Source organism: Roseomonas sp. KE2513 (assembly GCF_016107305.1).
Lineage (GTDB): Bacteria > Pseudomonadota > Alphaproteobacteria > Acetobacterales > Acetobacteraceae > Roseomonas.
Genome location: NZ_RCVR01000013.1, coordinates 33,137 through 53,849 on the forward strand (window position 1 = coordinate 33,137; position 20,713 = coordinate 53,849).

The window sequence follows — 20,713 nt, forward strand, 5'->3', positions numbered from 1 at the left end:
GGGCGGTCGAGCTCTGGGTCAGGGAATCCGGCATGGACGCGAAGTTGGGGCGCCGGGGGCTCATCACTAGGGGCGCCGGAGGTTTCGTTCTGTGTCTGACCGGAAAGACCCTTGCCCAGGAGCCGCGTTCGCTGCGCCTCCTCATGCTCGGCGACAGCATCACCGCCGCCTATGGCCTCTCCCGGGGGGAAGGACTGCCAGCCCGGCTGGAGGCGGCACTGCGCGGCAAGGGGCGGCCGGTCACGGTGATCGATGCCGGGGTGTCCGGCGACACGACGGCAGGCGGCCGCGCCCGGCTGGATTGGTCATTGGCGGAGAAGCCGGACGCCGTGATCGTCGCACTCGGCGGCAATGACGGGCTGCGGGCGATCGAGCCGCGGACGAGCCGGGCGAACCTCGCGGCCATCCTCGATATGCTGAAGGCCCGCGGCATCCCAACCATGCTGGCCGGCATGTACGCGCCGCCGAATCTCGGCGCCGATTACGGCCGGGAGTTCGCGGGCGTGTACGAGGCGCTGGCCAGGGAACACCCGGAGGCCGTGTTCTATCCCTTCCTGCTCGACGGCGTGGCCGGCGATTCCGCGCTGAACCAACCTGACGGCATCCACCCCAACTCCCGGGGCGTTGATGAGATGGTCCGCCGGTTGCTTCCGGTGGTCGAGACGCTCCTCGAAAAGGTGAGGCCCGCCTGAGCTGCCATGGTCCGTCTCTTCGTCGCGCTCGCCCTGCCGGAATCCCTGCGCATGCAGCTCTCGATGCTCGCGGGCGGTATCCAGGGCGCTCGCTGGGTGCCCCCCGAGAACTACCACCTCACGCTGCGCTTCATCGGTGAAGTCGAGAACTGGCGCGCCGACGAGGTGGACGAGGCGCTCTCCGCCATCCGCTGCAAGCCCTTCGACCTGTCGCTCCGCGGCGTCGGCACCTTCGAGAAGGCCGGGAAAATTCAGGCCCTCTGGATCGGTGTGGAGAAGAATGACGGGCTGACGCACCTGCAGTCGAAGATCGAAACCGCCTTGCAGCGCGTGGGGCTGGAGCCGGAACGGCGCCGCTTCGCGCCCCATGTGACGCTGGCCCGCACCGACCGCGCGCCACCGGACAAGCTCGTCGCCTGGGTTCAGGCGCATAACCTGTTCCGCGCGCCGCCGGAGACGATGGAGCACTTCACCCTCTTCTCCTCCCGCCTGGGAAAGGAGAGCCCCGTCTATGTGCCGGAAGTCGAGTACGAGCTTGCCTGACCGGACGGGGATGACGATCTGTGGGGGAGCATGCCAGCCCCCAAGATCGTCATCCTGACCGGCGCCGGGATTTCCCGCGAATCCGGCCTGCACACCTTCCGCGACCCCGACGGCATCTGGGCCCGCCACCGGATCGAGGACGTGGCGACGCCTGAGGCTTTCGCCCGTAACCCCGCCCTCGTGCAGGGCTTCTACAACGCCCGCCGCGCCGGCCTGTGCGACCCCGAGATCCGCCCCAACGCCGCGCACGAAGCCTTGGCTGAACTGGACTGGCGCTGGCCGGGCGAGTTGCTGCTGGTGACCCAGAACGTGGACAACCTGCATGACCGCGCGGGTTCCCGCAGGCTGATCCATATGCACGGGGAGTTGGCGAAAGCCCGCTGCCTGCGCTGCGGCACGGTCGGTCCGTGGGAGGGCGACCTCCTCCCCGAGACTCCCTGCCCCGCCTGCGGCGAGGTCGGCGGCCTCCGCCCCCATGTCGTCTGGTTTGGCGAGATGCCTCTGGAGATGGAGCGGATTGAGGCCGCGCTCGATGCCTGCGACCTCTTCGTCTCCATCGGCACCAGCGGCGCCGTCTATCCCGCCGCGGGTTTTGTGCGGGAGGTTCGCCACCGCGCCGATACGCTGGAGCTGAACCTCGAGCCGAGCGAGGGCAGCCACCTCTTCGACGAGGCGCGGGACGGGCCCGCCACGCAACTCGTTCCCGCCTTCGTGCAAGAGGTGCTGGCCAAGTGGGGGTGATCCCCGCGCGCGATCCCGGCTTGGCTCCCGGTGCGACGATGGAGGAGGCGGCCACGGCGGCCAGCGCCTGCACCCTCTGTGCCCCCCATCTTCCGCTCGGCCCGCGCCCGATTCACCAGCTTCACGCGCGGGCGCGCATCCTCATCACCAGCCAGGCGCCCGGAACCAAGGCACATCTCTCCGGCATCCCCTTCGAGGACGCCTCGGGGGAGCGCCTGCGCGACTGGCTGGGCCTGGGCCGGGACATCTTCTACGACCCGACGAAAGTCGCCATCCTGCCGATGGGGCTCTGCTATCCCGGCCGCCTGCCGCGCGGCGGCGACTGCCCGCCGAGGCCGGAATGCGCGCCGCTCTGGCACCCGCGCGTCCTGCCGCGCTTCACCGGCCTGCGGTTGCGGCTGCTGGTTGGGTCCTATGCCGTGCGCTTCGTGCTCGGCACGAAGGTGACCCTTTCCCAGCGGGTGGCGCGCTACGCGGAGACGCTGCCCGCGCACTTCCCCCTGCCCCACCCCTCCTGGCGCACCCTCGTCTGGGCGAAGCGCAACCCGTGGTTCGACGCGGAGGTGATCCCGGCGCTCCGACAGGAGGTGGAGCGGGCGCTGGCTGATTGATGGCGCGGTCTGCCCTGCATGACGGCCGCGGGTGACTTCGGGATCAGGGCCGCGCCTTCTCCGGCACCGCGAGCACCGGCAAAGAGGACGGCCTTCACGAAGGCGGCGTCCTGGCCGAAGCTACGGCACTGCCAGGATGCTCCGCATGTCCCTCTCCGGCCTGCTCGTCTTTGCCGCCACCTACCTCATGGCAACCGCCTCGCCCGGCCCCGGGATCGCGGCGCTGGTTGCGCGGGTGCTGGCGCGCGGAACGGCGGGCGTGCCCTGGTTCATCGCGGGCTTCGTGACCGGCGATCTTGCCTGGCTCTGCATCGCAACGGCCGGGCTTGCGGTACTCGCCCAGAGTTTTGCAGCGCTGTTCCTGGTCATCAAGTACGCGGGCGCGGCCTATCTGCTTTTCCTGGCCTTCCGGCTCTGGACGGCGCCCACTTCCGGCAGCGGGCTAGAGCGGCCGGGCCGGCCCGAGACGGGGCCGCGCCTCTACCTTGCCGGACTTTCCGTTACGCTCGGGAACCCCAAGGTGATCGCCTTCTTCTTTGCCCTGCTGCCGACGGTGGTGCATCTGGAGACGCTCAGCCTCGCCGGGTTCCTTGAGATCGCCGGGCTGAGCATCGTGATCCTGTCCAGCGTACTCGCCGCCTACGCGCTCGCGGCCTCCCGCGCGCGGCGGCTCTTCACCTCGCCCCGGTCGGTGCGGGCGCTGAACCGTGGAACGGGAGCGGTGATGGCGGGCGCCGCGGTGGCCGTGGCAGCCCGCTGATCCGTCAGCCCTCCCTGGCGGAGAGGTCCGCCATGATCGCTGGCACCTCCGCCAGCAGCTCGCGGGCGAGAAAGCCGAGAGGGCCTCTTCGTCGGGCAAGGCGGTGCCCGGCCTCCGCATGCATCCATACTGCCCAGGCGGTCGCCTGTACCGGATCGGTGCCGCGGGCGAGCAGCCCCGCCACGATCCCGGCCAGCGTGTCTCCCGAACCGGAGGTAGCGAGCCCGACCATGCCGTGGTCGCAGGACAGGGCCTGCCCGTCAGGCGCGACCACCCAGGTGTGCGAGCCCTTCATCGCGACCACGGCGCCGAGTGCTTCCGCCGCGCGTCGGGCGGCCGCCAGCGGATCGGCCGAAACCTCCTCCTTCGGGATGCCCAGGATGCTCGCCATCTCGCCGGCATGAGGAGTGACGACCGTCCGGCCCACATGGCGCCGGAGCGGCTCAGGGTGCGATGCGAGGTCGTTCAGCGCGCCGGCGTCCAGCACGATGCCCGCACCGGGCTCCAGGCCGCCGAGCAGCGCGCCGACCAGTGCCTCCGCTCCCGCACCCATCATGCCTGGCCCAAGAAGCAGCGCGGCGCAGCGGTTCAACCGGGACAGCAGCGCCCGGGCGGCGCCGGGGGCGATCAGCCCCTCCTCCGTCTCGTCCAGGGCGACGACCAAGGCCTCCGGCACCGCCAGCGCGAGATGGAAGGCGGCGGAGCGGACGGTGGCCAGGCGCAGCTTGCCCGCGCCGGCGCGGAGCGCGGCCTCCCCGGCGAGGAGGACCGCGCCGGGCACTTCGGAGCAGCCGCCGACCACCTGCACGGTGCCGCGCTGGGACTTGTCGTCGTCGTCGGCCGGGATGGGCAGCGGATGGGCGCGCAACCAGGAGGGATCAATCGCGGTCATGCCAGGGGCCTCATGGCCGGGACGATCCTCAAGGGGCGACCTCCTTCGCGTCGGGCTCGGCGGTTACCGGCGTGCCCTCGCGCTCCAGCGGCGCCACGAAGTTGTAGCGGGCCAGCCGCAGCGCCCCCCTGGAGCCGGTGCCGGCATCGAAACGGTACTCGGTGATCCCGCAATTCGGCACATCGCCCTCGCGATCCACGGCGAGGATTGCCTCCTCCGTCATGTTCTCGAGCAGGTAGCGCATGCAGAGCACGACCACTTGGTGGCCAACCACGATCACCCGCTGCCCCGCATGGTGCAGGCTGATCGTGTCCAGCGCGGAGCGCAGGCGCAGGATCACGTCGCACCAGGATTCGCCTCCCGGCGGACGGTGATAGAACTTGCCGAGCAACCGCCGGAACTCCGCCTGGTCCGGATACACGTCGCGGATGCCGCGGGTGGTCAGCCCGTCCAGCACGCCGAACTCCTTCTCCCGCAGGCGCTCGTCGATGACGAAGTCCTCGGGCACCACCGGCAGGCCGCCGGCATCGTGGATCAGCGCCGCCGTCTGACGCGCCCGGCGGTAGGGGGAGCAGAGCACCACCTCGGGCCGCTCATCCTCCGCCATCCGGCCGAACCAGCGGCCGAGGGAACGCGACTGCTCCTCGCCGAGCGGGCTGAGCGGCACGTCCACGTCCCGCCCGGCTACCGCGATCCGCGCGGCGCCGGAGCGGTGCGCCTCATCGCGCGCGACGTTGCCCGCACTCTCGCCGTGGCGGACGATCCATAGCGTGTTCGGCCATCGCTGGGACGGTTGCGGCATGGGGATGGGTTCTCCTCCCGTGCCCAACGCCTCGCCGCCGGGCGGGTTGAGGGAGGGCGGGACACGGCCGCCCCCTTCCCGCCCGCGGCGTGCAGCCCCTAGAAGCGGGCGGTCAGCGCTGCCCGGACGCTGAAGGGCGCACCCGGAGTGATGTTGTTGTTGCTGTGGGCAACCGGGTAGTAGCGGGTGCCCAGCAGGTTCTCCGCGTTCACCTGGGCGCCCCAGCGCTCGTTGATCTTCCAGAAGACAGCGGCATCCACCCGCGCGAAACCGGGGATGCGGACCGCGTTGTCGGTGGCCGCGAAATAGGCGGACTGCGCGATCACGCCGAGCCCTGCGCCCCAGTTCTCCGTGAAGTCGTAGCGATTCCAGAGGGAGGCGGTGTGACGGGCGAGGTAGGGCACGCTGTTGCCCTTGCGGATGGTCGTGGACTGGTCGCTGCTGATCTCCCCCTCCGTGTAGGCGTAGCCGCCGATGACGCTCCAGGCGTTGGTCACGCGGCCGCGGGCACCGATCTCCAAGCCCTGCGCCCGTGTCCCGTCCACGAGAATGAGGCGGCTGATGTCGTTGGGGTCAGTTACGGCGACATTATTGCGCTCAAGCCGGAAAAGGGCAGCGTTGAGGCTGACACTCTGTGCAAGGTCCCATTTGGCGCCGATCTCGTAGTTCGTGAAGGATTCCGGCCGGAGGTTGGCATTGGTCAGGCTCAGCGAGGCCAGCTGCTCACCCGCGCGCGGCAGGTAGGACGTGCTGTAGCTGGCATAGAGCGAGACCGGCTCGATCGGCTTGTACACCAGACCGATGCGCGGCGAGACCTTGTTGTCGGTAGCGTTGAACTGGGCGCCGTTGCGATTATTGGTGAAGTCGACGTCGAAGTTCTCGTAGCGCAGCCCGGCGATGAGCTGGACCTGCGGCAGGAGCTGGATCTGGTCCTGCACATAGACGGCCGCCGAGGTCGCCACGCCGTGGTTGTTCGCGTCGGTTGCGCTCTGCCGGAACAGGACGGGCGTGCTGACGCGTGTGGCGCTCAGCGGCGTCGTGAAGCTCGTGGCATTCGGGCCAACGGCCGTGAAGTAGCCGGTGTTACGGAAGTTGTCGGACACCTGGCGCTGGTACTCGAAGCCGGCGAGGAAGGTGTGCCGGATCGGCCCGGTGTCAAGCGCGAACTGGACGTCCGTCTGGTTGATGATGTTATCGCGCTGAGTGGCGTTGTTATAGGCCGCGAGTTGCACCGCCGTGCCCGAGGCGTTCACGGCGCCGGAGAAGACGTTCTGGTAGAACTTGTCGTAGGTGGCGTAGCGGAAGAGGTTGCGCACGACTACGCCGTTGTCGAAGCGGTGCTCGCCCGTGACGTTCACCGCGTTCAGGTTGACGTGGTTCACGCTGAGGTTGGGATCGCCCACGAAGGTGGAGACGCCGAGCCGCACGGGCTTTCCGTTGAACGAGGGAATGCCGCGATCGGTGTTCCGCTCGTCACGGAAATTCTCGTAGCTGATGCGCAGCGTGGTGCTGTCACCTATGCGGAAGGCGACATTGGGGTTGATGCCGTAGCGGCGGATGCTGACGCCGTCGCGGTAGGTGTCCGTGTCCTCGTACATGCCGAGGATGCGGAAGGCGACGCTCTCGTTGATGGCCTGCCCGAGGTCGATCGTGCCGCGGTAGTTGTTGTAGGAGCCGGTCTGGAGGCGGACCTCACGGATCGTTTCCCAATCGGGCTGCTTGGTCACGCGGTTGACCACGCCGCCGCCACCGCCGCGCCCGAAGATCATGGCGCTGGGCCCGAGGAGCACCTCGACCCGGTCGATGTTGTAAAGGTCGCGGTAGTACTCGACGTCGTCGCGCAGCCCGTCCACGAAAAGGTTGGCGGTGCTGGAATAGCCGCGCAGCACGGGCGTGTCGCGGTTGCCCTCGCCCTGGGCGAAGCCGGCGCCCGGCACGAAGCGGAGGGCGTCCTGCAGGTTCTGCACCGAAAGGTCGCGGATCGCCTCCTGGGTTATGACGCCCACGCTCTGCGGCACGTCGCGCAGCGGCGTGTCGGTGCGGGTGGCCGTGCGGCTGCGGGTAGCCTGATACCCGTTCGTGCTGGCGGGCGCCGCGCGCACGTCCACCGTGGGCACGGCGACAACGCCGTCCGACGACGGCTCGGGCGCTGCGGTCTGGGCGAGGGCGAAGGGCACGGCCCCCGATCCCAGGGCAGTTGCCGCCAGGAGAAGGGCGGCGCGCCCAGCCCAGGTGGAGGAAGGCTGGCGGGTGGGGGCGGGCCTCGGTCGGCGGGGCATGGCGGTCGTTGTCTCCGGCGCAGCGTAATGCGACTTACTTGCAATCGCGCGTTACCAGCGGTGACGAAGGGTCGCAAGCCCGGTCGGGGCCGTGCGGTACCGATGGAGGGAATGCGAGGGGGACTGCCGATTACGATGCGCGGGCCTGGGGCCGGAGAAGGGGCTGCTACCCCTCCCCCTCCAGCCGGGCGATTCCTTCCTCAGAATAGCCGAAATGATGGGCGATCTCGTGGATAAGGACGTTACGGATGAGCCGAAACAGGTCCTCGCCGCTCTCCACCCACTCCACCAGGATCGGCTCGCGATAGAGCAGGACCAGGTCGGGGCCGGAGGGCGGGTCGAGCACGGACTTCTCCGTCAGGGGGGTGCCGCGGTACAGGCCGGTCAGCTCCCAGGGGTGCTCGAGTCCGAGCGCCTCCAGCGTCTCGTCGTCGGGCAATTCCTCCACGAGAATGGCGGTGCCGCGCACGGCCTCGCGCAGGGCCTCGGGAATGGCGGCGAGAGCGGCCTCGGCCAGGGCGGCGAGATCCTCGGCTGTGGGCGGGGCACCCCACTTCATCCCGGTGTTCGGCATGGGTGAAGGGGGCCATAAGGGGGGCCGAGGTCAAGCAGGAAGAGCGCGATGGTCGAACCCCTTCCCTCCGCACGTCGCCAGGCGCTGCCCAGTCTGCTGCCGGCGTGGTCCGTGGCCGAGGGACGCGACGCGCTGCACCGCCGGTTCCTCTTCCGGGATTTCTCCGAGGCCTTCGCCTTCATGGCCCGCGTCGCGCTTCTCGCCGAGAAGCACGACCATCACCCCGAATGGTCGAATGTCTGGAACCGGGTGGAGATCACCCTCACCACGCACGACGCGGGCGGCCTCAGCGAGCGGGACCTCGCCATGGCGGCGGCGATCGACGCGCTGCTGGGCTGACGCCCCCTACCCGAACAGGAAGTCCGCGGCCACGAGCACGGAGAGAGAGGTATCCACGCGGTTGAAGCCATCCGTCGCGGAAGCGCGGATCTGCACGTCGGCGCCGACCTGCTGGCTGGCCGCCATCACCGCCTCGAAGCTGGCGAAGCTGCCGGGCAGAAAGTGGATGACGTCGCTGTCCCCCGGCAGCCGGGTGAACTCATAAATCGTGTCGATCGCGCCTGCGGCGCTGGCCGGGCCGTGCACGAAGACATCGTTGCCGGCCCCGCCCACCAGGATGTTGGTTCCGTCGCTGCCGATCAGCGTGTCGTCGCCGCCATCGCCGCGCAGGTGGTCGTCACCGGCCTCGCCGTAGAGCGTGTCGTTGCCGTCACCACCGAAGACGAGGTCGTTGCCCGCCTCTCCCACGAGGATGTCATTCCCACGTCGGCCGAAAGGGCATCGTTGCCGCCGCCGCCGCGGAGATGGTCCGCATCCATACCGCCGTAGAGGGTGTCGCTGCCGGCCTCGCTGAGGATCAGGTCGTCGCCGAACCAGCCGAGGACGATGTCATCCCCGTCGCCGCCCGCGACGGTGTCGTTGCCGTCCCCGGCATTGATCAGGTCGTCCTCACCCAGGCCGTAGAGCGTATCGCCCCCCGGCCGCCCGCCAGCACCTCTGCGCTGCCCGTCCCGAGGAGGATCGAAGGCGCGACATGCGCGGGGGTCGCGGTATCGATATCCTCAAGGACGCCGAGGGCTAAGGGCTGCGGTGGTCCGCCCGGTGCCGTGCCGATGCTGACATAGTAGCGGCCGCAAACGGGCGCGACGAAGTGCAGAAGGGTGTCGAGCGCATAGCTGGCCGCGTGCGTACCGGAGGATGCGGTCAGCAGGTTGCCCAAGGAATCCTCGAGGCTGAGCGTCGGCGTCGCGTCCGTGCCCGAGAAGAGTCGGTAGGCGTAGATGTCGTAGGTCGCGCCATCCGTCAGGTTGAGGGCGAAGTGATGAGCCGAGGGCATGACATAGCCGTCGGCAGCATAAACGGCCGCCTTGTCCCAGTTGTTCAGGCTGGGAATGGGGCTGGCATGGGAGACGAAGCGCAGCGCCTCCGCCCCGGCCATCTGGCTGTCCGAGATATACGCCGTGCCCATCTGCCTCCATCCTCCTGGATGCTGATCGAACGATTACACGAATTCGTGATCGGTCGGAAGAGCCATCGTCGTTCCCTTCCCGCGGACGCCGACGCGATCCCGCGCCCCCCTGCCCGGTTGCGGTTGTCGCGCCCGGCGCGCAGCCTTCGCCCAAAGCCGCGCCGACGGCAGAAGAGGAGGAAACTATGCTCATCACGCGCCGCATCGCCCTGGCCGCACCCGCGCTTCTCGCCGCCCTTCCCGCTCGCGCACAGGGCGCTTTTCCAACCCGACCCGTGCGCATCATCGTCCCCTACACACCCGGCGGCGTCTCTGACATCACCGCGCGGCTTATCGCGGAGCCGTTGGCCGCCCAGTGGGGCCAGCCCGTGCCCGTCGAGAATCGCGCCGGCGCCGACGGCATCATCGGGACGGAGGTGGTCGCGAAATCGGCGCCGGACGGGCAGACGCTCGCCCTCGTCTCGGTCGGGCATCCGGTAAACGCCGCCTTTTATCGCCTGCCCTACGACACGATGCGCGACTTCTCCTTCGCGACGCTCACGACAAGGACGCCGCTGGTGCTCTGCGCCGGGAAGGGATTCGGCCCCTCAACCGCAGCCGAGCTCGTGGCCTACGCCAAGGCCAATCCCGCGGGCCACGTCACCTTCGCCGGCACCGGGGGCGTCGTGCGCCTGGCGCCCGTGCTCTTCGCACAGCGGGCAGGAGTGGAGATGACCTATGTTCCCTATCGCGGCTCCACCCAGGCGCATCCCGACCTCATGGCGGGCCGGGTGGACATCATGTTCGACACGGTGCCCGCGGCGCTGGGCCACATCCAGTCCGGCGCCTTTAAGGCCCTGGCCACCACCGGGGCCGCCCGCGCCCCGCAGCTGCCGGACGTGCCCACCCTGACCGAAGCCTTCATGCCGGGCTACGAGGCCACCACCTGGGGCATGGTGATCGGCCCCGCCAACATCCCGGCGCCGGTCCTCGCCAAGCTCTCCGCGGATTGCGGCGCGGCCGTCATGCGGCCCGAGATCGCGGCGCGCCACGCGGCGCTCGGCGCCGAGGTCGTGCGTTCCACGCCCGAGGAAACACGCCGCTTCGTCGAGGCCGAGTTGGAGAAGTGGGGCGACGCCGCCCGCCGCGCCGGCATCCAGCCGCAGGCGGCGGGCTGAGCCATGCGCGGCCTTCCGCCGTCCGTGGCGCGTGCTAGCCTCGCGGGAAACGGGAGGAATCACGCAACATGGCGCGCAAGCTGTGCTGGCCGGCAGGCCTGCCCACCGCCCTTCTCGGAATCGCCCTCATGACCGGCCCGGCCAGTGCGCAATCCCCGTCGCGAGAGGTCGTCACGACCCTCGCCCCCACCGGCACGCTGCGAGCGGCCATCAACTTCGGCAATACCGTGCTCGCCCAGCCCGACCCGGCCACGGGCGCCCCGCGCGGCGTCTCGGCCGAGCTCGCGACCGAGCTTGCACGACGGTTGGGCGTGCCTGTCACCTTCCTCACCTTCGACAGCGCGGGGAAGGTGACGGATGCCGGGAAGGAGGGAGCCTGGGACGTCGCCTTCCTGGCCCGCGACCCCGTGCGCGCCCAGGGGATCCTCTTCACCGCGCCCTATGTGGTGATCGAGGGAACCTACATGGTCAGCAACGCCTCCCCCCTGCAGGCGGTGGAGGAGCTGGACCGGCCGGGCACGCGGATCGCGGTCGGCCGGGGCAGCGCCTACGACCTCTATTTAACCCGCGCGCTGCGCCAGGCCGAGCTGGTCCGTGCACCCAGTTCGGCCGAGGCGATCGACCTCTTCCTGCGCGACCGGCTTGAGGCCGCCGCCGGCGTCAAGCAGCCGTTGGTAGAATACGCGCGCAACCACCCGGCGGTGCGCGTCATTCCCGGCCGCTTCATGGTGATTGAGCAGGCGGTCGGCATTCCCGCGGGCCGCGACGCCGGCCTGCCCTTCGTCCGCGCCTTCGTGGAGGAGATGAAGGCATCCGGCTTCGTCGCCCATGCCCTGTCCTCCAGCGGGCAGGGCGACGCGGCGGTCGCGCCGGCGGCGGACTAGCCCGACCGGGGGCGCCCCCCGCCCAGCACCTCCTGCATCGGCGTCTGCCGGGAGGGCGGCGTCCGGCAGCAGCGTAGCCAGCCCATGAATGGTTCCCCAGGCACGGTGGGACGCGGCACGCCAGTCGGCGACGCCCGATAGAGGGCTGAAGGCCTGCCGACGTGCCGCCCCCAACGCCTCATCCTTCGTCCGCGCGGCGAGGGGCCCTTACGCCGCCGCCCGGCCCGGGCCAGGATCGCGCCATGCGAGCCTTCCCCTTCGTGACCGTCGACGTCTTCACCGACCGCCGCTTCGGCGGGAACCCACTGGCCGTCCTCCCCGACGCACGGGGCCTCTCGGACGGCGAGATGCAGGCCCTGGCCGCCGAGTTCAACCTCAGCGAGACCACCTTCGTCCTGCCGCCCGAGGATCCCGCAAACACCGCGCGTGTCCGGATCTTCAACCGCACCGCCGAGATGCCCTTCGCGGGCCATCCGAATGTCGGTACGGGCTTCGTCCTCGCGAATCGCGCCGTGGGCGGGGTGCTGCGCTTCGAGCAGATCGCGGGCCTGGTGGAGGTACGCATGACGCCCGACGGGAGCGGCGCAACCATCACGGCACCGCAGGTCCTGAAGGTTGGCGCCACCCTGCCCGCCGCCCTCGCCGCGGCCTGCGCCGGGATCGGTGCGGAGGAGGTCGTTCTTGCCCAGCACGAGCCCACTCTCGCTTCCGACGGCGGCAACCACCGTCTGCTGGTCGAGGTGACGCCCTTGGGGCTCGCCGCCGCCTCGCCCGACACGGCCGCGTTCCGCCGCGCCCTGGCCGAGCACCCGGCCGCGCTCGGGAGACACCTGTCCCTTTATCTCTACTGCCGGGACGGCGCCGCCGTCCGCGCCCGGATGTTCTCCCCCCTCGCCGGCACGCCGGAGGACCCGGCAACCGGCAGCGCCGCGACGCCGCTCGCCGGCTTCCTGCTGCACCTCTCGGGTGCCGACAGCGCCGCGCTGGACATCACCCAGGGCGTGGAGATGGGCCGGCCAAGTCTTCTGCAGACCACCGCCCGGAGGACCCAGCAGGGCATCCGGGCAACGGTCGGCGGGCGCTGTGTTCCGATGCTGCGGGGAGAGGTGATGCTGTGAGAGCGCACGGCAGCGCGCCAGGCGCGGCACGGAGATCAGGAGTTCTGAACCGGCGGAAAAAGGCCTGCTGAGGTGCTTGCGCCCTCGCCCTCCACCATCTCCAGCACGGCAGCGGCCTTGATGCCCCTCGCCCGCAGTTCCCGGATGGCCAAGGCGCCGTCCCGCTTCGCCAGCCTCCGCCCATCTGCCCCCAGCATCAGCGGATGATGGCGGTAGGCCGGCGCGGGCCAGCCCATGAGCACCTGCAACAGGCGGTGCAGGTCCGTCGCCGGCCTCAGATCCTCGCCGCGCGTCACGAGCGTCACGCCCTGAAGTGCGTCATCATGCGTCACGCAGAGATGGTAGGAAGCGGGCGTGTCCTTCCGCGCCAGCACCACGTCCCCGAAGCGAGCCGGGTCGCAGCGGAGGAGCCCCTCCCCCACCTCCTCGAAGTGGAGCGGCTCTTTGATCGAGGCCAAAGCCGCCTCCACGTCCAGCCGCAGCGCGTAGGAATCACCCGCCGCGATCCGCGCTGCCCGTGTTGCGCCCGAGAGGCGCCGGCAGGTGCCGGGATAGGGCGGCCCTTCCGGCCCGTGCGGCGCGGCGCCTATGGCCGCCGCCTCGCGCGCGATCTCGGCCCGCGTGCAGAAGCATGGGTAGAGGAGCCCACGCGCCGCGAGGCTGTCCAGCACCGCCCGATAATCCGGGAAGTGCCCGGACTGAACGCGCACCGGCCCGTCCCAGTCCAGGCCAAGCCAGGCCAGGTCCTCCAGGATGGCCGCGGTGTATTCCGGCCGGCAGCGGGTGCGGTCGATGTCCTCGATCCTCAGCAGGAAGCGGCCACCAGCCTCCCGCGCCGCGCGCCAGGCGATGAGGGCGGAGCGGGCATGGCCGAGATGCAGGAAGCCCGTCGGGCTTGGCGCGAAGCGGGTGGTCGTCGGCCGAGAGAACGGGGGGGTTGCTGCCATCGCGCCGGCCGGGTTAGCGGGACGGGACAGGTAGGGGAAGCAGGATGGCTGATCTTGACGGACCGCGCTGGGGCCCCGCCTCCAAGGAGCAGCCGCGGCAAATCGTCTTCCTGCTGCATGGGCTGGGCGCGGACGGGAACGACCTGATCGACCTCGCGCCCGGCTGGTCCCGCGCCGTGCCGGACGCGCTGTTCATCTCGCCGCACGCCCCCAGCCCCTACCAGGGAGCACCCTTCGGCCGACAGTGGTTCGACCTGACGGACCGCAACCCCGCGCGGATGGAGGCAGGCCTGCGCGCCGTGTTTCCAGCGGTGGACGCGATGATCGCCCGCGAGTGCGCGGCCGCCGGCCTGCCCGAGACTCATGTCATGCTGATGGGCTTCAGCCAGGGCGCCATGACCGCGCTTTTCTGCGGCCTGCGCCGCGCGACGCCGCCCGCGGCCATCCTCGCCTATTCGGGCATCCTGATCGCGCCCGAGTCGCTCGGCGCGGAGATCCGTGGGCGGCCGCCGGTCCTGCTGGTGCATGGCGAGGTGGATGAGGTGGTGCCGGTCGCCGGCAGTCGCGCGGCGGAGCGGGAGTTGCGCGACGCCGGCGTGCCCGTCGAGGCGGTCTATTCGCCACGCCTCGGCCACGGAATCGACGAGGCGGGCATGGCAGCCGGCGCCCTCTTTCTCCAGCGCGCCGCGGCGGGGCTGGCCCCGGCCTGAAGGCGTGACGGTCCCGTGAAGCCGTCGGCGGGTGAGTTGCACCCCCTGCAGGCGCCTGCCATCCTGCCGCTGTACGGGGCGGCGCCACTTGATCTGGGGCCCGACCGCCCGGTGGAGCCCCAGCGCTTGTGAAGCCGCGCCCCCGGCAGGGAGCAGCGCGTGCCAGACGGAACCCAGCTCGGCGACAGTATCGGTGACTTGCCCGCCTTCGGTGCCCTGGGCGCCTCCGCCGGAACTTCCCCCGGCGGGCGCAACTATCCAGCTCTGGTGCTGAACGCGGATTTTCGCCCGCTCTCCTACTTTCCGCTCTCCATCTGGTCCTGGCAGGATGCCGTGAAGGCGGTCTTCCTGGACCGGGTCTCGGTGCTCAACGAGTACGAGACGGAGGTCCACTCCACCAGCCTGACGATGCGCCTGCCGAGCGTGATCGCGCTGAAGGAATACATCCCCGCCGCGCGCCGTCCGGCCTTCACGCGCTTCAATGTCTTCCTGCGGGATCGATTCGCCTGCCAGTACTGCGGCGCCGACCGCCCCGCCCCTGACCTCACCTTCGACCACGTGATCCCGCGCAGCCGTGGCGGGCGCACCACCTGGGAAAATGTCGTCGCGGCCTGCGGGCCCTGCAACCTCCGCAAGGGTTCCAAGCTGCCGCGGGAGATCGGCATGCACCCGCGCCAGCCGCCCCGCCAGCCGACCTCCTGGGAGTTGCAGGAGAACGGGCGCGGCTTTCCGCCGAACCACCTGCACGAGAGCTGGCGCGACTACCTCTACTGGGACAGCGAGTTGGAGAGCTGACGAGCAGGCCGCGCCGCACCCGGCGCGTGACCCGATGGACCGGGTGCTCTTCCTCCTGTGGCGCCTGTGGCGTCGCCCGCCGTCGCGCGGCGCGCTTCTCGTGATAATGGCCACCCTCGCGCTCTCGATCGGCATCGTGGCGCTGGAGCGGGTGGTCGGCTGGCCAAGCTGGCTAAGGGTCGAGCGCGTGCCGATGCTGCGCCTGCCGCATCCCTGAGCCGCGGGTTCCTATCCGCCGCGCCGGGTCTCGGCTAGGAATAGCGCATGCTGCCAAGGGCTCTCCTGCTCCTCGTCACGATCACGCCGCTCCTCGGCGCCTGCGCCGGGTCCGCCACCTCCGGCCTGACCACCGAGGGCGCCTTCGCCCGCCTGCCGGAGGAGATCGGCGGCTTCCACAAGTCCCGCCCCGACGACAGCAACGGCCCTGGCCTGATCGCCCGCTTCGCCCATCCGAACCGCGCCTCGGCTTCCGTCCATGCCCTGCCCCCTACACGCCGCTCCGGCGCCCGCGATGGGGAGGACGGACCGGAGGTGAGCGCCGCCGTGGAGGTCTTCGCCCGCGCCACCGCGGTCGATGCCGCCTCCCGCCGGGAGGACGCCACCTTCCGCCATTTCGGCGCCCGCGTTGCCGAGTCCGGCCCCTCTGCCCGCTGCCTCGACGTGCATCTTCGGGGAGAGACTCCCCGCCGCCAGCTCGGCTGCGCCGCCATGCTCGATCGCCGCGTCTTCGTGGTGACCCTGGTGGCGCCCGAGACAGTCGAGCCGCGGCAGGGCGCCCGCGATCCCCTGCTGGCGATAACGATGCGGCTCCTCGTTGCCCTCTCCGGCCGTGCGCCCGAACCGGAGCGGGCCGAGGCGGCCCCGGCGATCGAGTTGCCGCTCCCCCTTCCAGGCGCGAGGCCACCCGGGCCGCCTCGCCAGGCCACGCCGCGCGCGCCAGCGCCCGCGCCGCCCCTCGGCCCGGCCTTCCGGACCTGACGCGCCGCGGCGGCCGGGATCAGATACGCTCGCTTACCTTGATCGCGACCTTGCAGCCGGCCTTGATGACCCGGGAGAGCAGCTTGTAAGCCGGCGCGAGTTCCGCCTCGTTCTCAAGGCCGATGTCGCGGTGCTCCAGTTCCTCCTGCCGGAAGCGCTCGATCTTCTCGCGAAGTGGCGCCTCGTCGTCGCCTAGCGTCGCGTGCTGGGCGGCGTAGTGCTCGTCGATCGCCTCCTCCACGGCCACCGTGCAGGCCATGGCCCCGCGATGGCCGATGAGGGCGGTCGCGGCGCCAAGGGCAAAGCCGGCGACGTGCCAGATGGGCAGCAACGCCGTCGGCCGCACGCGCCGCTCGCCGATCAGGCCGGCAAAGGTGTCGAGGTGAACCTGCTCCTGCGCCTTCATGTGCTCCAGCACCGGGCCGTACTTCGTGCGGCCGAGCACGGCGAGCTGGCCCTCATAGATCCGCTTCGCGCCGTACTCGCCGGCGTGGTCTACGCGGATGGTGCGCGCCACGTAGTCGCGCGGCGTCGGATCACCGGGCAGGCGGCCTTCCAGCGTCACGCGCCCCGCGCGCCCTTCGTCAGCCCCGTCCCTCGCATCACTCATCGCTGTGCTCCTCTCCGCGACCAAGTAAGCGCGAGGGCGCCCAGGGCAAGCGCGTAGAGAAGGTTCATCGCGGCCATCGAGACCGGCAGGCCGGGGATGAGGTAGGCGGCGGCGTCGCAGGGCTTGGCCGGCCGGGCCGCCAGGCTGCGCATGAGGTCGTCCACCGACATCGTGGCGCCCGCGGTCGGCACGGCGCAGGAGGGCAGCGGGCTTGGCCACCATCCCTGCTCGACCCCGACATGCAGCGCGGCGATCGCGCCGGAGACGAGCACCGCCAGCCCCGCCAGCGCCAGCAGCGGCCGGGACCGTATCCCGGCCGCGAGCGCCGCCAGCACCGCCGCCAGCCAGTAGGGCCAGCGCTGCCAGAGGCAGAGGGCGCAGGGCGCCATCTCCAGGAAGCGCTCGGAGGCGAGGGCAGCGAGCGGCGCCGCGGCGGCCAGCAGGGCCACGGCCGCCGCGTGTTGCCGAGTCGTCGCCCCGGTGCTCATCTGTCCCGTGTTCATCTCGGCGCTCATCGGGGCAGGCTGGCGCCCGACCCTTCGCCGGGCAAGCCCCGCCGGACGCATAGCGGGACACCGGCCAAAGGGGAGGTCCAGGATGCGAACCACGGTCAGCCGGGCGGCCGACGCCACCTACGATGCCGGGCTGCGGGGCTTCTTCGCCTATCGCGACCTCGGTGCGCGGGAGGCAACCGGCGGCGGCCACGCGGCCCATATCATTCGGGCCGTGCCCGGCGAGGGCCCAAAGCCCGCTTGGCATACCCACGAGCTCGGCTTTCAACTCGTCCTCGTGCTCCAGGGCTGGGTTCGGTTCGAGTATGAGGACATCGGCGAGGTGCTGCTCGAGCGCGGCGACAGCGTGGTCCAGCCCCCGGGCATCCGCCACCGCGAGGTCGGGCATTCGGACGACCTGGAGATGCTGGAGGTCACCTCCCCCGCCGCCTTCCGGACCGCCGAGGCCGAGGCGCCCCGAAGTTGAGCGCGTCCTGGCTGGACGAGACGGGGCGGCCCGTGGCATCAGCGCCCCTGGCCACAGGCGCTGCGGGTGTGGCGGAACGGTAGACGCGACGGACTCAAAATCCGTTTCCGGCAACGGAGTGTCGGTTCGAGCCCGACCACCCGCACCAAACCCATCAACGAGCCTGGGCGGCACAACCCCGAAGGGCCAGGAACGACGCCTTTGCCGGGCCTGAAACTCGATCCCGCTAGGCGCCTTCCTGCTACCAATGCACCGCCACTCCGATAATGCGAAGCTAGGGCAGCTTCTTCGTGCTGCGCCGTCAGGCCGGCGGCTGACCACCCCGCACCGCCGTTCATGCTGAGCTTCCTCTCGGGCGGAGGAAGGCTGGGCGCCCTGATCCGCGGCTTCGACTGGGCGGCCAATCCGCTCGGGCCGCCGGAGCGGTGGCCAGCCTCGCTGAAGACCCTCGTCGGCGTGATGCTCGGTTCCGGCCACGCGATGTTCGTCGCCTGGGGGCCGCAGAGGATCATGCTCTACAACGACGGCTACGCGGAGATCCTCGGGGCAAAGCACCCTTCCGCGCTCGGTGAGCGCTTCCTGGAGGTATGGAAAGAGGTCGCGGACGATCTCGTTCCGCTGGTTGAACAGGTTGAAGCCGGCCGCTCAGTCCAGATGGACGACATCAGCCTTGTCCTGCAGCGCAACGGCTACCAGGAGGAGGCACATTTCGCCTTCTCCTACACCCCTGTCCGGGGCGAGAGCGACGAGGTCGGCGGCTTCTTCTGCCCGGTCATGGAGACCACCCGGCAGGTGCTCTCGGTGCGCGCCCTGCGCGACAGCGAGGCCTTGGCCCACCAGATCTTTGACAGCGTGACGGACCACGCGATCATCGTCACGGACACCGAAGGGCGGATCACCCGCTGGAACGAGGGGGCCCGCCGCGCCTTCGGATGGACCGAGCAGGAGATGCTCGGCCATCCCGCCGACCGCATTCTCACGCCCGAGGACCTGGATGGCGGCCGCTTGGCGGCCGAGCGGCAGGAAACAATTGAGAAGGGCTATTCCCCCGACGAGCGCTGGCACATGCGCTCGACCGGCGAGCGCTTCTGGGCCAGCGGCGAGATGACGCCGCTGCGCGACGACGCGGGCGCGCTGGTCGGCTTCGTGAAGGTGCTGCGCGACCGCACCGCCCAGCGCGAGGCCGAGCGGGCGCTCGCGCTCAGCGAGGCGCGGCTGCGGGAGGGGGCGGAGGCGGTCCCCGGCTTCGTTTGGACGGCAGATCCAGATGGCCGGGTCGAGTACAGCAGCCAGCGCTGGTTCGAGTACTCGGGCAACAGCCGCGTCTCCCTTCGCCGGCACAGCTGGCAGGCCTTCGTCCATTCCGAGGACCTGCCACGCGCGAACGCACGCTGGTCCGAGAGCCTTGCGACAGGGATGCCCTACGAGGTCGAGTGCCGGCTACGGCGCGCCGACGGCACCTACCGTTGGTGGCTCGTCCGCGCGCAGCCGGTGCGTGGCGAGGATGGCACCGTGCATCGCTGGATCGGCGTCTGCAGTGACATCCAAGAGATCGTCGAGGCGCGGGAGACGCTCGCCCGCTCGCGCGAGGACCTGGAGGCACGCGTGGCCGAGCGCACGCGCGACCGCGACCGGATGTGGCGGCTATCGACGGACATCATGCTTGTCGCCCGCTTCGATGGCCGCATCGAGGCGGTAAATCCCGCATGGACCTCGATGCTCGGCTGGGCGGAGGAGGAACTGCTCGGCCACGACTTCATGGGCCTCGTCCATCCCGAGGATGTAGAGGCCACGTGCGCGGAAGCCGCCAAGCTGGCAGAGGGCTTGACCACGCTACGCTTCCAGAACCGTTATCGACAGAAGGACGGCGACTACCGCTGGATTTCCTGGACGGCCGTGCCGGACGAGAACTTCATCCACGCGGTCGGCCGCGACATCCAAGCCGAGAAGGAGGCGGCGGAGGCGTTGCAGGCGACCGAGGCCGCGCTCCGCCAGGCACAGAAGATGGAGGCGGTCGGCCAGCTCACCGGCGGCATCGCGCACGACTTCAACAACCTGCTCACCGGCGTGATCGGCAGCCTCGACCTCATGCAGCGGCGCATCGCCGCCGGCCGCACCGAGGAAGCCGGGCGCTACGTGGCGGCCGCCATCGCCTCGGCGAACCGGGCGGCGGCCCTCACCCACCGGCTCCTCGCTTTCTCGCGGCGCCAGCCGCTGGCCCCGAAGCCGGTGGACGCGAACGCACTCGTGACCTCGATGGAGGACCTGCTGCGCCGGACCATCGGCGAGAGCATCCGCCTCCGGATCGTGACCGCACCAGGGCTCTGGCCCACTCTGTGCGACCCGCACCAGCTCGAGAGCGCCGTCCTCAACCTCTCGATCAACGCGCGGGACGCCATGCCCGACGGCGGCCGCCTGACGATCGAGACGGTGAACACCCGCATCGGGGCCGCGCCGCCCGACCAGCCCTCGGATGCCCGGGACGAGGCGGAGCGCGGGCTCCTGCCCGGCGACTACATCGTCATCCACGTCTCCGACACCGGCGCGGGGATGGATGCCGACACCGTGGAGCGCGCCTTCGAGCCCTTCTTCACCACGAAGCCTATCGGCCAGGGCACCGGCCTCGGCCTCTCGATGGTCTACGGCTTCGCCCGCCAATCGGAGGGGCACGCGAGGATCGTCTCGGCCCCTGGCCGCGGCACGACGGTCAGCCTCCTGCTTCCACGCGGCCCCAGCGAGACCGATGAGGAGGAGGACGCGCCCGCCCCCGCCGCGGCCGCACACCAGACGGAGAGCGGCGAGGTGGTGCTGGTGGTCGAGGACGAGGCCGTGGTGCGTGACCTCGTCGTCGAGGTGCTGTCGGGACTCGGCTACCGCGCCATCCAGGCGGCGGACGGGCCCGCGGGGCTCCACATCCTCGAATCCCGTGCGCGGATCGACCTCCTCGTGACCGATGTCGGCTTGCCGGGGCTGAACGGCCGCCAGCTGGCCGATGCGGCGCGCCGCCACCGTCCGGGGCTGAAGGTGCTGTTCATGACGGGCTATGCGGAGAACGCGGCGAGCAACGGCGGCTTTCTCGACCCGGGGATGGAGCTGATCACCAAGCCCTTCGAGATCGAGGCTCTGGCAGCCCGCGTCCGCGCGATGATCGGATAGCGCTTTGCAAACCCGCGC

Annotated in this window: 23 protein-coding genes, 1 tRNA gene and 2 pseudogenes; 16 read left to right on the forward strand and 10 right to left on the reverse strand. The window is 70.5% G+C overall.

Features of this window, described 5'->3' with window-relative positions:
• The first annotated feature begins 32 nt into the window (after positions 1–32).
• From D9599_RS14555 to D9599_RS14575, 5 genes are all read left to right on the forward strand, one after another.
• The gene (locus D9599_RS14555) at positions 33–692 is read left to right on the forward strand and encodes an arylesterase (RefSeq protein WP_198381963.1); all 660 of its coding nucleotides are present in this window, start codon (positions 33–35) and stop codon (positions 690–692) included.
• Positions 693–698: 6 nt separating this feature from the next.
• Positions 699–1,235 (forward strand): RNA 2',3'-cyclic phosphodiesterase, encoded by a 537-nt coding sequence (gene thpR, locus D9599_RS14560; RefSeq protein ID WP_198381964.1) that lies wholly within the window; start codon positions 699–701, stop codon positions 1,233–1,235.
• A gap of 30 nt (positions 1,236–1,265) precedes the next feature.
• Complete coding sequence (cobB, locus tag D9599_RS14565; protein ID WP_198381965.1) at positions 1,266–1,976, forward strand: Sir2 family NAD+-dependent deacetylase; 711 nt, start codon at positions 1,266–1,268, stop codon at positions 1,974–1,976.
• A 38-nt stretch (positions 1,977–2,014) separates the two neighbouring features.
• Positions 2,015–2,587 carry a uracil-DNA glycosylase family protein gene (locus tag D9599_RS14570; protein WP_198382137.1) on the forward strand — a complete coding sequence of 191 codons (573 nt, stop codon included), beginning with the start codon at positions 2,015–2,017 and terminating at the stop codon, positions 2,585–2,587.
• A gap of 145 nt (positions 2,588–2,732) precedes the next feature.
• Positions 2,733–3,347, forward strand: a complete 615-nt coding sequence (locus D9599_RS14575; protein WP_198381966.1) for a LysE family translocator — start codon at positions 2,733–2,735, stop codon at positions 3,345–3,347.
• Between the two features lie 4 nt (positions 3,348–3,351).
• Here D9599_RS14575 and D9599_RS14580 read toward each other — a convergent pair whose 3' ends face one another.
• From D9599_RS14580 to D9599_RS14595, 4 genes are all read right to left on the reverse strand, one after another.
• The gene (locus tag D9599_RS14580; protein WP_198381967.1) at positions 3,352–4,239 is read right to left on the reverse strand and encodes an NAD(P)H-hydrate dehydratase; all 888 of its coding nucleotides are present in this window, start codon (positions 4,237–4,239) and stop codon (positions 3,352–3,354) included.
• A 28-nt stretch (positions 4,240–4,267) separates the two neighbouring features.
• Positions 4,268–5,041 carry a histidine phosphatase family protein gene (locus tag D9599_RS14585; RefSeq protein WP_198381968.1) on the reverse strand — a complete coding sequence of 258 codons (774 nt, stop codon included), beginning with the start codon at positions 5,039–5,041 and terminating at the stop codon, positions 4,268–4,270.
• Between the two features lie 98 nt (positions 5,042–5,139).
• Entirely contained in the window at positions 5,140–7,320 is a 2,181-nt protein-coding gene (locus tag D9599_RS14590; RefSeq protein WP_198381969.1) for a TonB-dependent siderophore receptor, read from the reverse strand.
• 166 nt (positions 7,321–7,486) lie between these two features.
• Positions 7,487–7,894 (reverse strand): metallopeptidase family protein, encoded by a 408-nt coding sequence (locus D9599_RS14595; RefSeq protein WP_232480520.1) that lies wholly within the window; start codon positions 7,892–7,894, stop codon positions 7,487–7,489.
• 48 nt (positions 7,895–7,942) lie between these two features.
• Between D9599_RS14595 and D9599_RS14600 the strand changes: the two genes are divergently transcribed.
• Positions 7,943–8,233, forward strand: coding sequence for a 4a-hydroxytetrahydrobiopterin dehydratase (locus tag D9599_RS14600; protein ID WP_198381970.1), 291 nt, complete (start codon positions 7,943–7,945; stop codon positions 8,231–8,233).
• Between the two features lie 6 nt (positions 8,234–8,239).
• Here the strand turns inward: D9599_RS14600 and D9599_RS14605 are convergent.
• From D9599_RS14605 to D9599_RS14615, 3 genes and pseudogenes are all read right to left on the reverse strand, one after another.
• Positions 8,240–8,653, reverse strand: a pseudogene (locus D9599_RS14605) (hypothetical protein); the annotation flags it as partial.
• Positions 8,654–8,682: 29 nt separating this feature from the next.
• Positions 8,683–8,850 (reverse strand): annotated as a pseudogene (locus tag D9599_RS32445) (calcium-binding protein); the annotation flags it as partial.
• Positions 8,832–9,362 carry a hypothetical protein gene (locus D9599_RS14615; protein WP_198381972.1) on the reverse strand — a complete coding sequence of 177 codons (531 nt, stop codon included), beginning with the start codon at positions 9,360–9,362 and terminating at the stop codon, positions 8,832–8,834. The gene D9599_RS14615 and the pseudogene D9599_RS32445, both read right to left, overlap by 19 nt.
• A 185-nt stretch (positions 9,363–9,547) precedes the next feature.
• Here D9599_RS14615 and D9599_RS14620 point away from each other — a divergent pair, with 185 nt between their 5' ends.
• The 3 genes from D9599_RS14620 (at position 9,548) to D9599_RS14630 (ending at position 12,521) form a co-directional block, all read left to right on the forward strand.
• Positions 9,548–10,519, forward strand: coding sequence for a tripartite tricarboxylate transporter substrate binding protein (locus D9599_RS14620; RefSeq protein WP_198381973.1), 972 nt, complete (start codon positions 9,548–9,550; stop codon positions 10,517–10,519).
• 68 nt (positions 10,520–10,587) lie between these two features.
• Positions 10,588–11,403 (forward strand): ABC transporter substrate-binding protein, encoded by an 816-nt coding sequence (locus D9599_RS14625; RefSeq protein ID WP_232480521.1) that lies wholly within the window; start codon positions 10,588–10,590, stop codon positions 11,401–11,403.
• Between the two features lie 242 nt (positions 11,404–11,645).
• On the forward strand, positions 11,646–12,521 hold the full coding sequence (locus D9599_RS14630; RefSeq protein ID WP_198381974.1) for a PhzF family phenazine biosynthesis protein: 876 nt from the start codon (positions 11,646–11,648) through the stop codon (positions 12,519–12,521).
• Between the two features lie 35 nt (positions 12,522–12,556).
• On the opposite strand, the gene gluQRS is transcribed toward D9599_RS14630, so the two are convergent.
• Entirely contained in the window at positions 12,557–13,468 is a 912-nt protein-coding gene (gene gluQRS / locus D9599_RS14635; protein WP_198381975.1) for a tRNA glutamyl-Q(34) synthetase GluQRS, read from the reverse strand.
• 44 nt (positions 13,469–13,512) lie between these two features.
• On the opposite strand from gluQRS, the gene D9599_RS14640 reads away from it, so the two are divergent.
• From D9599_RS14640 to D9599_RS14655, 4 genes are all read left to right on the forward strand, one after another.
• Complete coding sequence (locus D9599_RS14640; protein WP_198381976.1) at positions 13,513–14,178, forward strand: alpha/beta hydrolase; 666 nt, start codon at positions 13,513–13,515, stop codon at positions 14,176–14,178.
• A gap of 216 nt (positions 14,179–14,394) precedes the next feature.
• Positions 14,395–14,973, forward strand: coding sequence for an HNH endonuclease (locus D9599_RS14645; RefSeq protein ID WP_198382140.1), 579 nt, complete (start codon positions 14,395–14,397; stop codon positions 14,971–14,973).
• A 34-nt stretch (positions 14,974–15,007) separates the two neighbouring features.
• The gene (locus D9599_RS14650; protein WP_198381977.1) at positions 15,008–15,190 is read left to right on the forward strand and encodes a hypothetical protein; all 183 of its coding nucleotides are present in this window, start codon (positions 15,008–15,010) and stop codon (positions 15,188–15,190) included.
• 47 nt (positions 15,191–15,237) lie between these two features.
• Positions 15,238–15,951 (forward strand): hypothetical protein, encoded by a 714-nt coding sequence (locus D9599_RS14655; RefSeq protein WP_198381978.1) that lies wholly within the window; start codon positions 15,238–15,240, stop codon positions 15,949–15,951.
• Positions 15,952–15,970: 19 nt separating this feature from the next.
• On the opposite strand, the gene D9599_RS14660 is transcribed toward D9599_RS14655, so the two are convergent.
• Both D9599_RS14660 and D9599_RS14665 read right to left on the reverse strand, forming a co-directional pair.
• On the reverse strand, positions 15,971–16,561 hold the full coding sequence (locus tag D9599_RS14660; RefSeq protein ID WP_198381979.1) for a demethoxyubiquinone hydroxylase family protein: 591 nt from the start codon (positions 16,559–16,561) through the stop codon (positions 15,971–15,973).
• Positions 16,558–17,064 (reverse strand): disulfide bond formation protein B, encoded by a 507-nt coding sequence (locus D9599_RS14665; protein ID WP_232480522.1) that lies wholly within the window; start codon positions 17,062–17,064, stop codon positions 16,558–16,560. The genes D9599_RS14660 and D9599_RS14665 overlap by 4 nt, the downstream gene beginning before the upstream one ends.
• A gap of 94 nt (positions 17,065–17,158) precedes the next feature.
• Between D9599_RS14665 and D9599_RS14670 the strand changes: the two genes are divergently transcribed.
• The 3 genes from D9599_RS14670 to D9599_RS14680 all read left to right on the forward strand — a co-directional run bounded on the left by D9599_RS14670 (position 17,159) and on the right by D9599_RS14680 (position 20,695).
• Positions 17,159–17,539 carry a cupin domain-containing protein gene (locus D9599_RS14670; protein WP_198381980.1) on the forward strand — a complete coding sequence of 127 codons (381 nt, stop codon included), beginning with the start codon at positions 17,159–17,161 and terminating at the stop codon, positions 17,537–17,539.
• A gap of 62 nt (positions 17,540–17,601) precedes the next feature.
• Positions 17,602–17,687, forward strand: a tRNA-Leu gene (locus tag D9599_RS14675).
• Positions 17,688–17,875: 188 nt separating this feature from the next.
• Positions 17,876–20,695: a PAS domain S-box protein gene (locus D9599_RS14680; protein WP_198381981.1), complete on the forward strand. Its 2,820-nt coding sequence runs from the start codon at positions 17,876–17,878 to the stop codon at positions 20,693–20,695.
• The last annotated feature ends 18 nt before the right edge of the window (positions 20,696–20,713 follow it).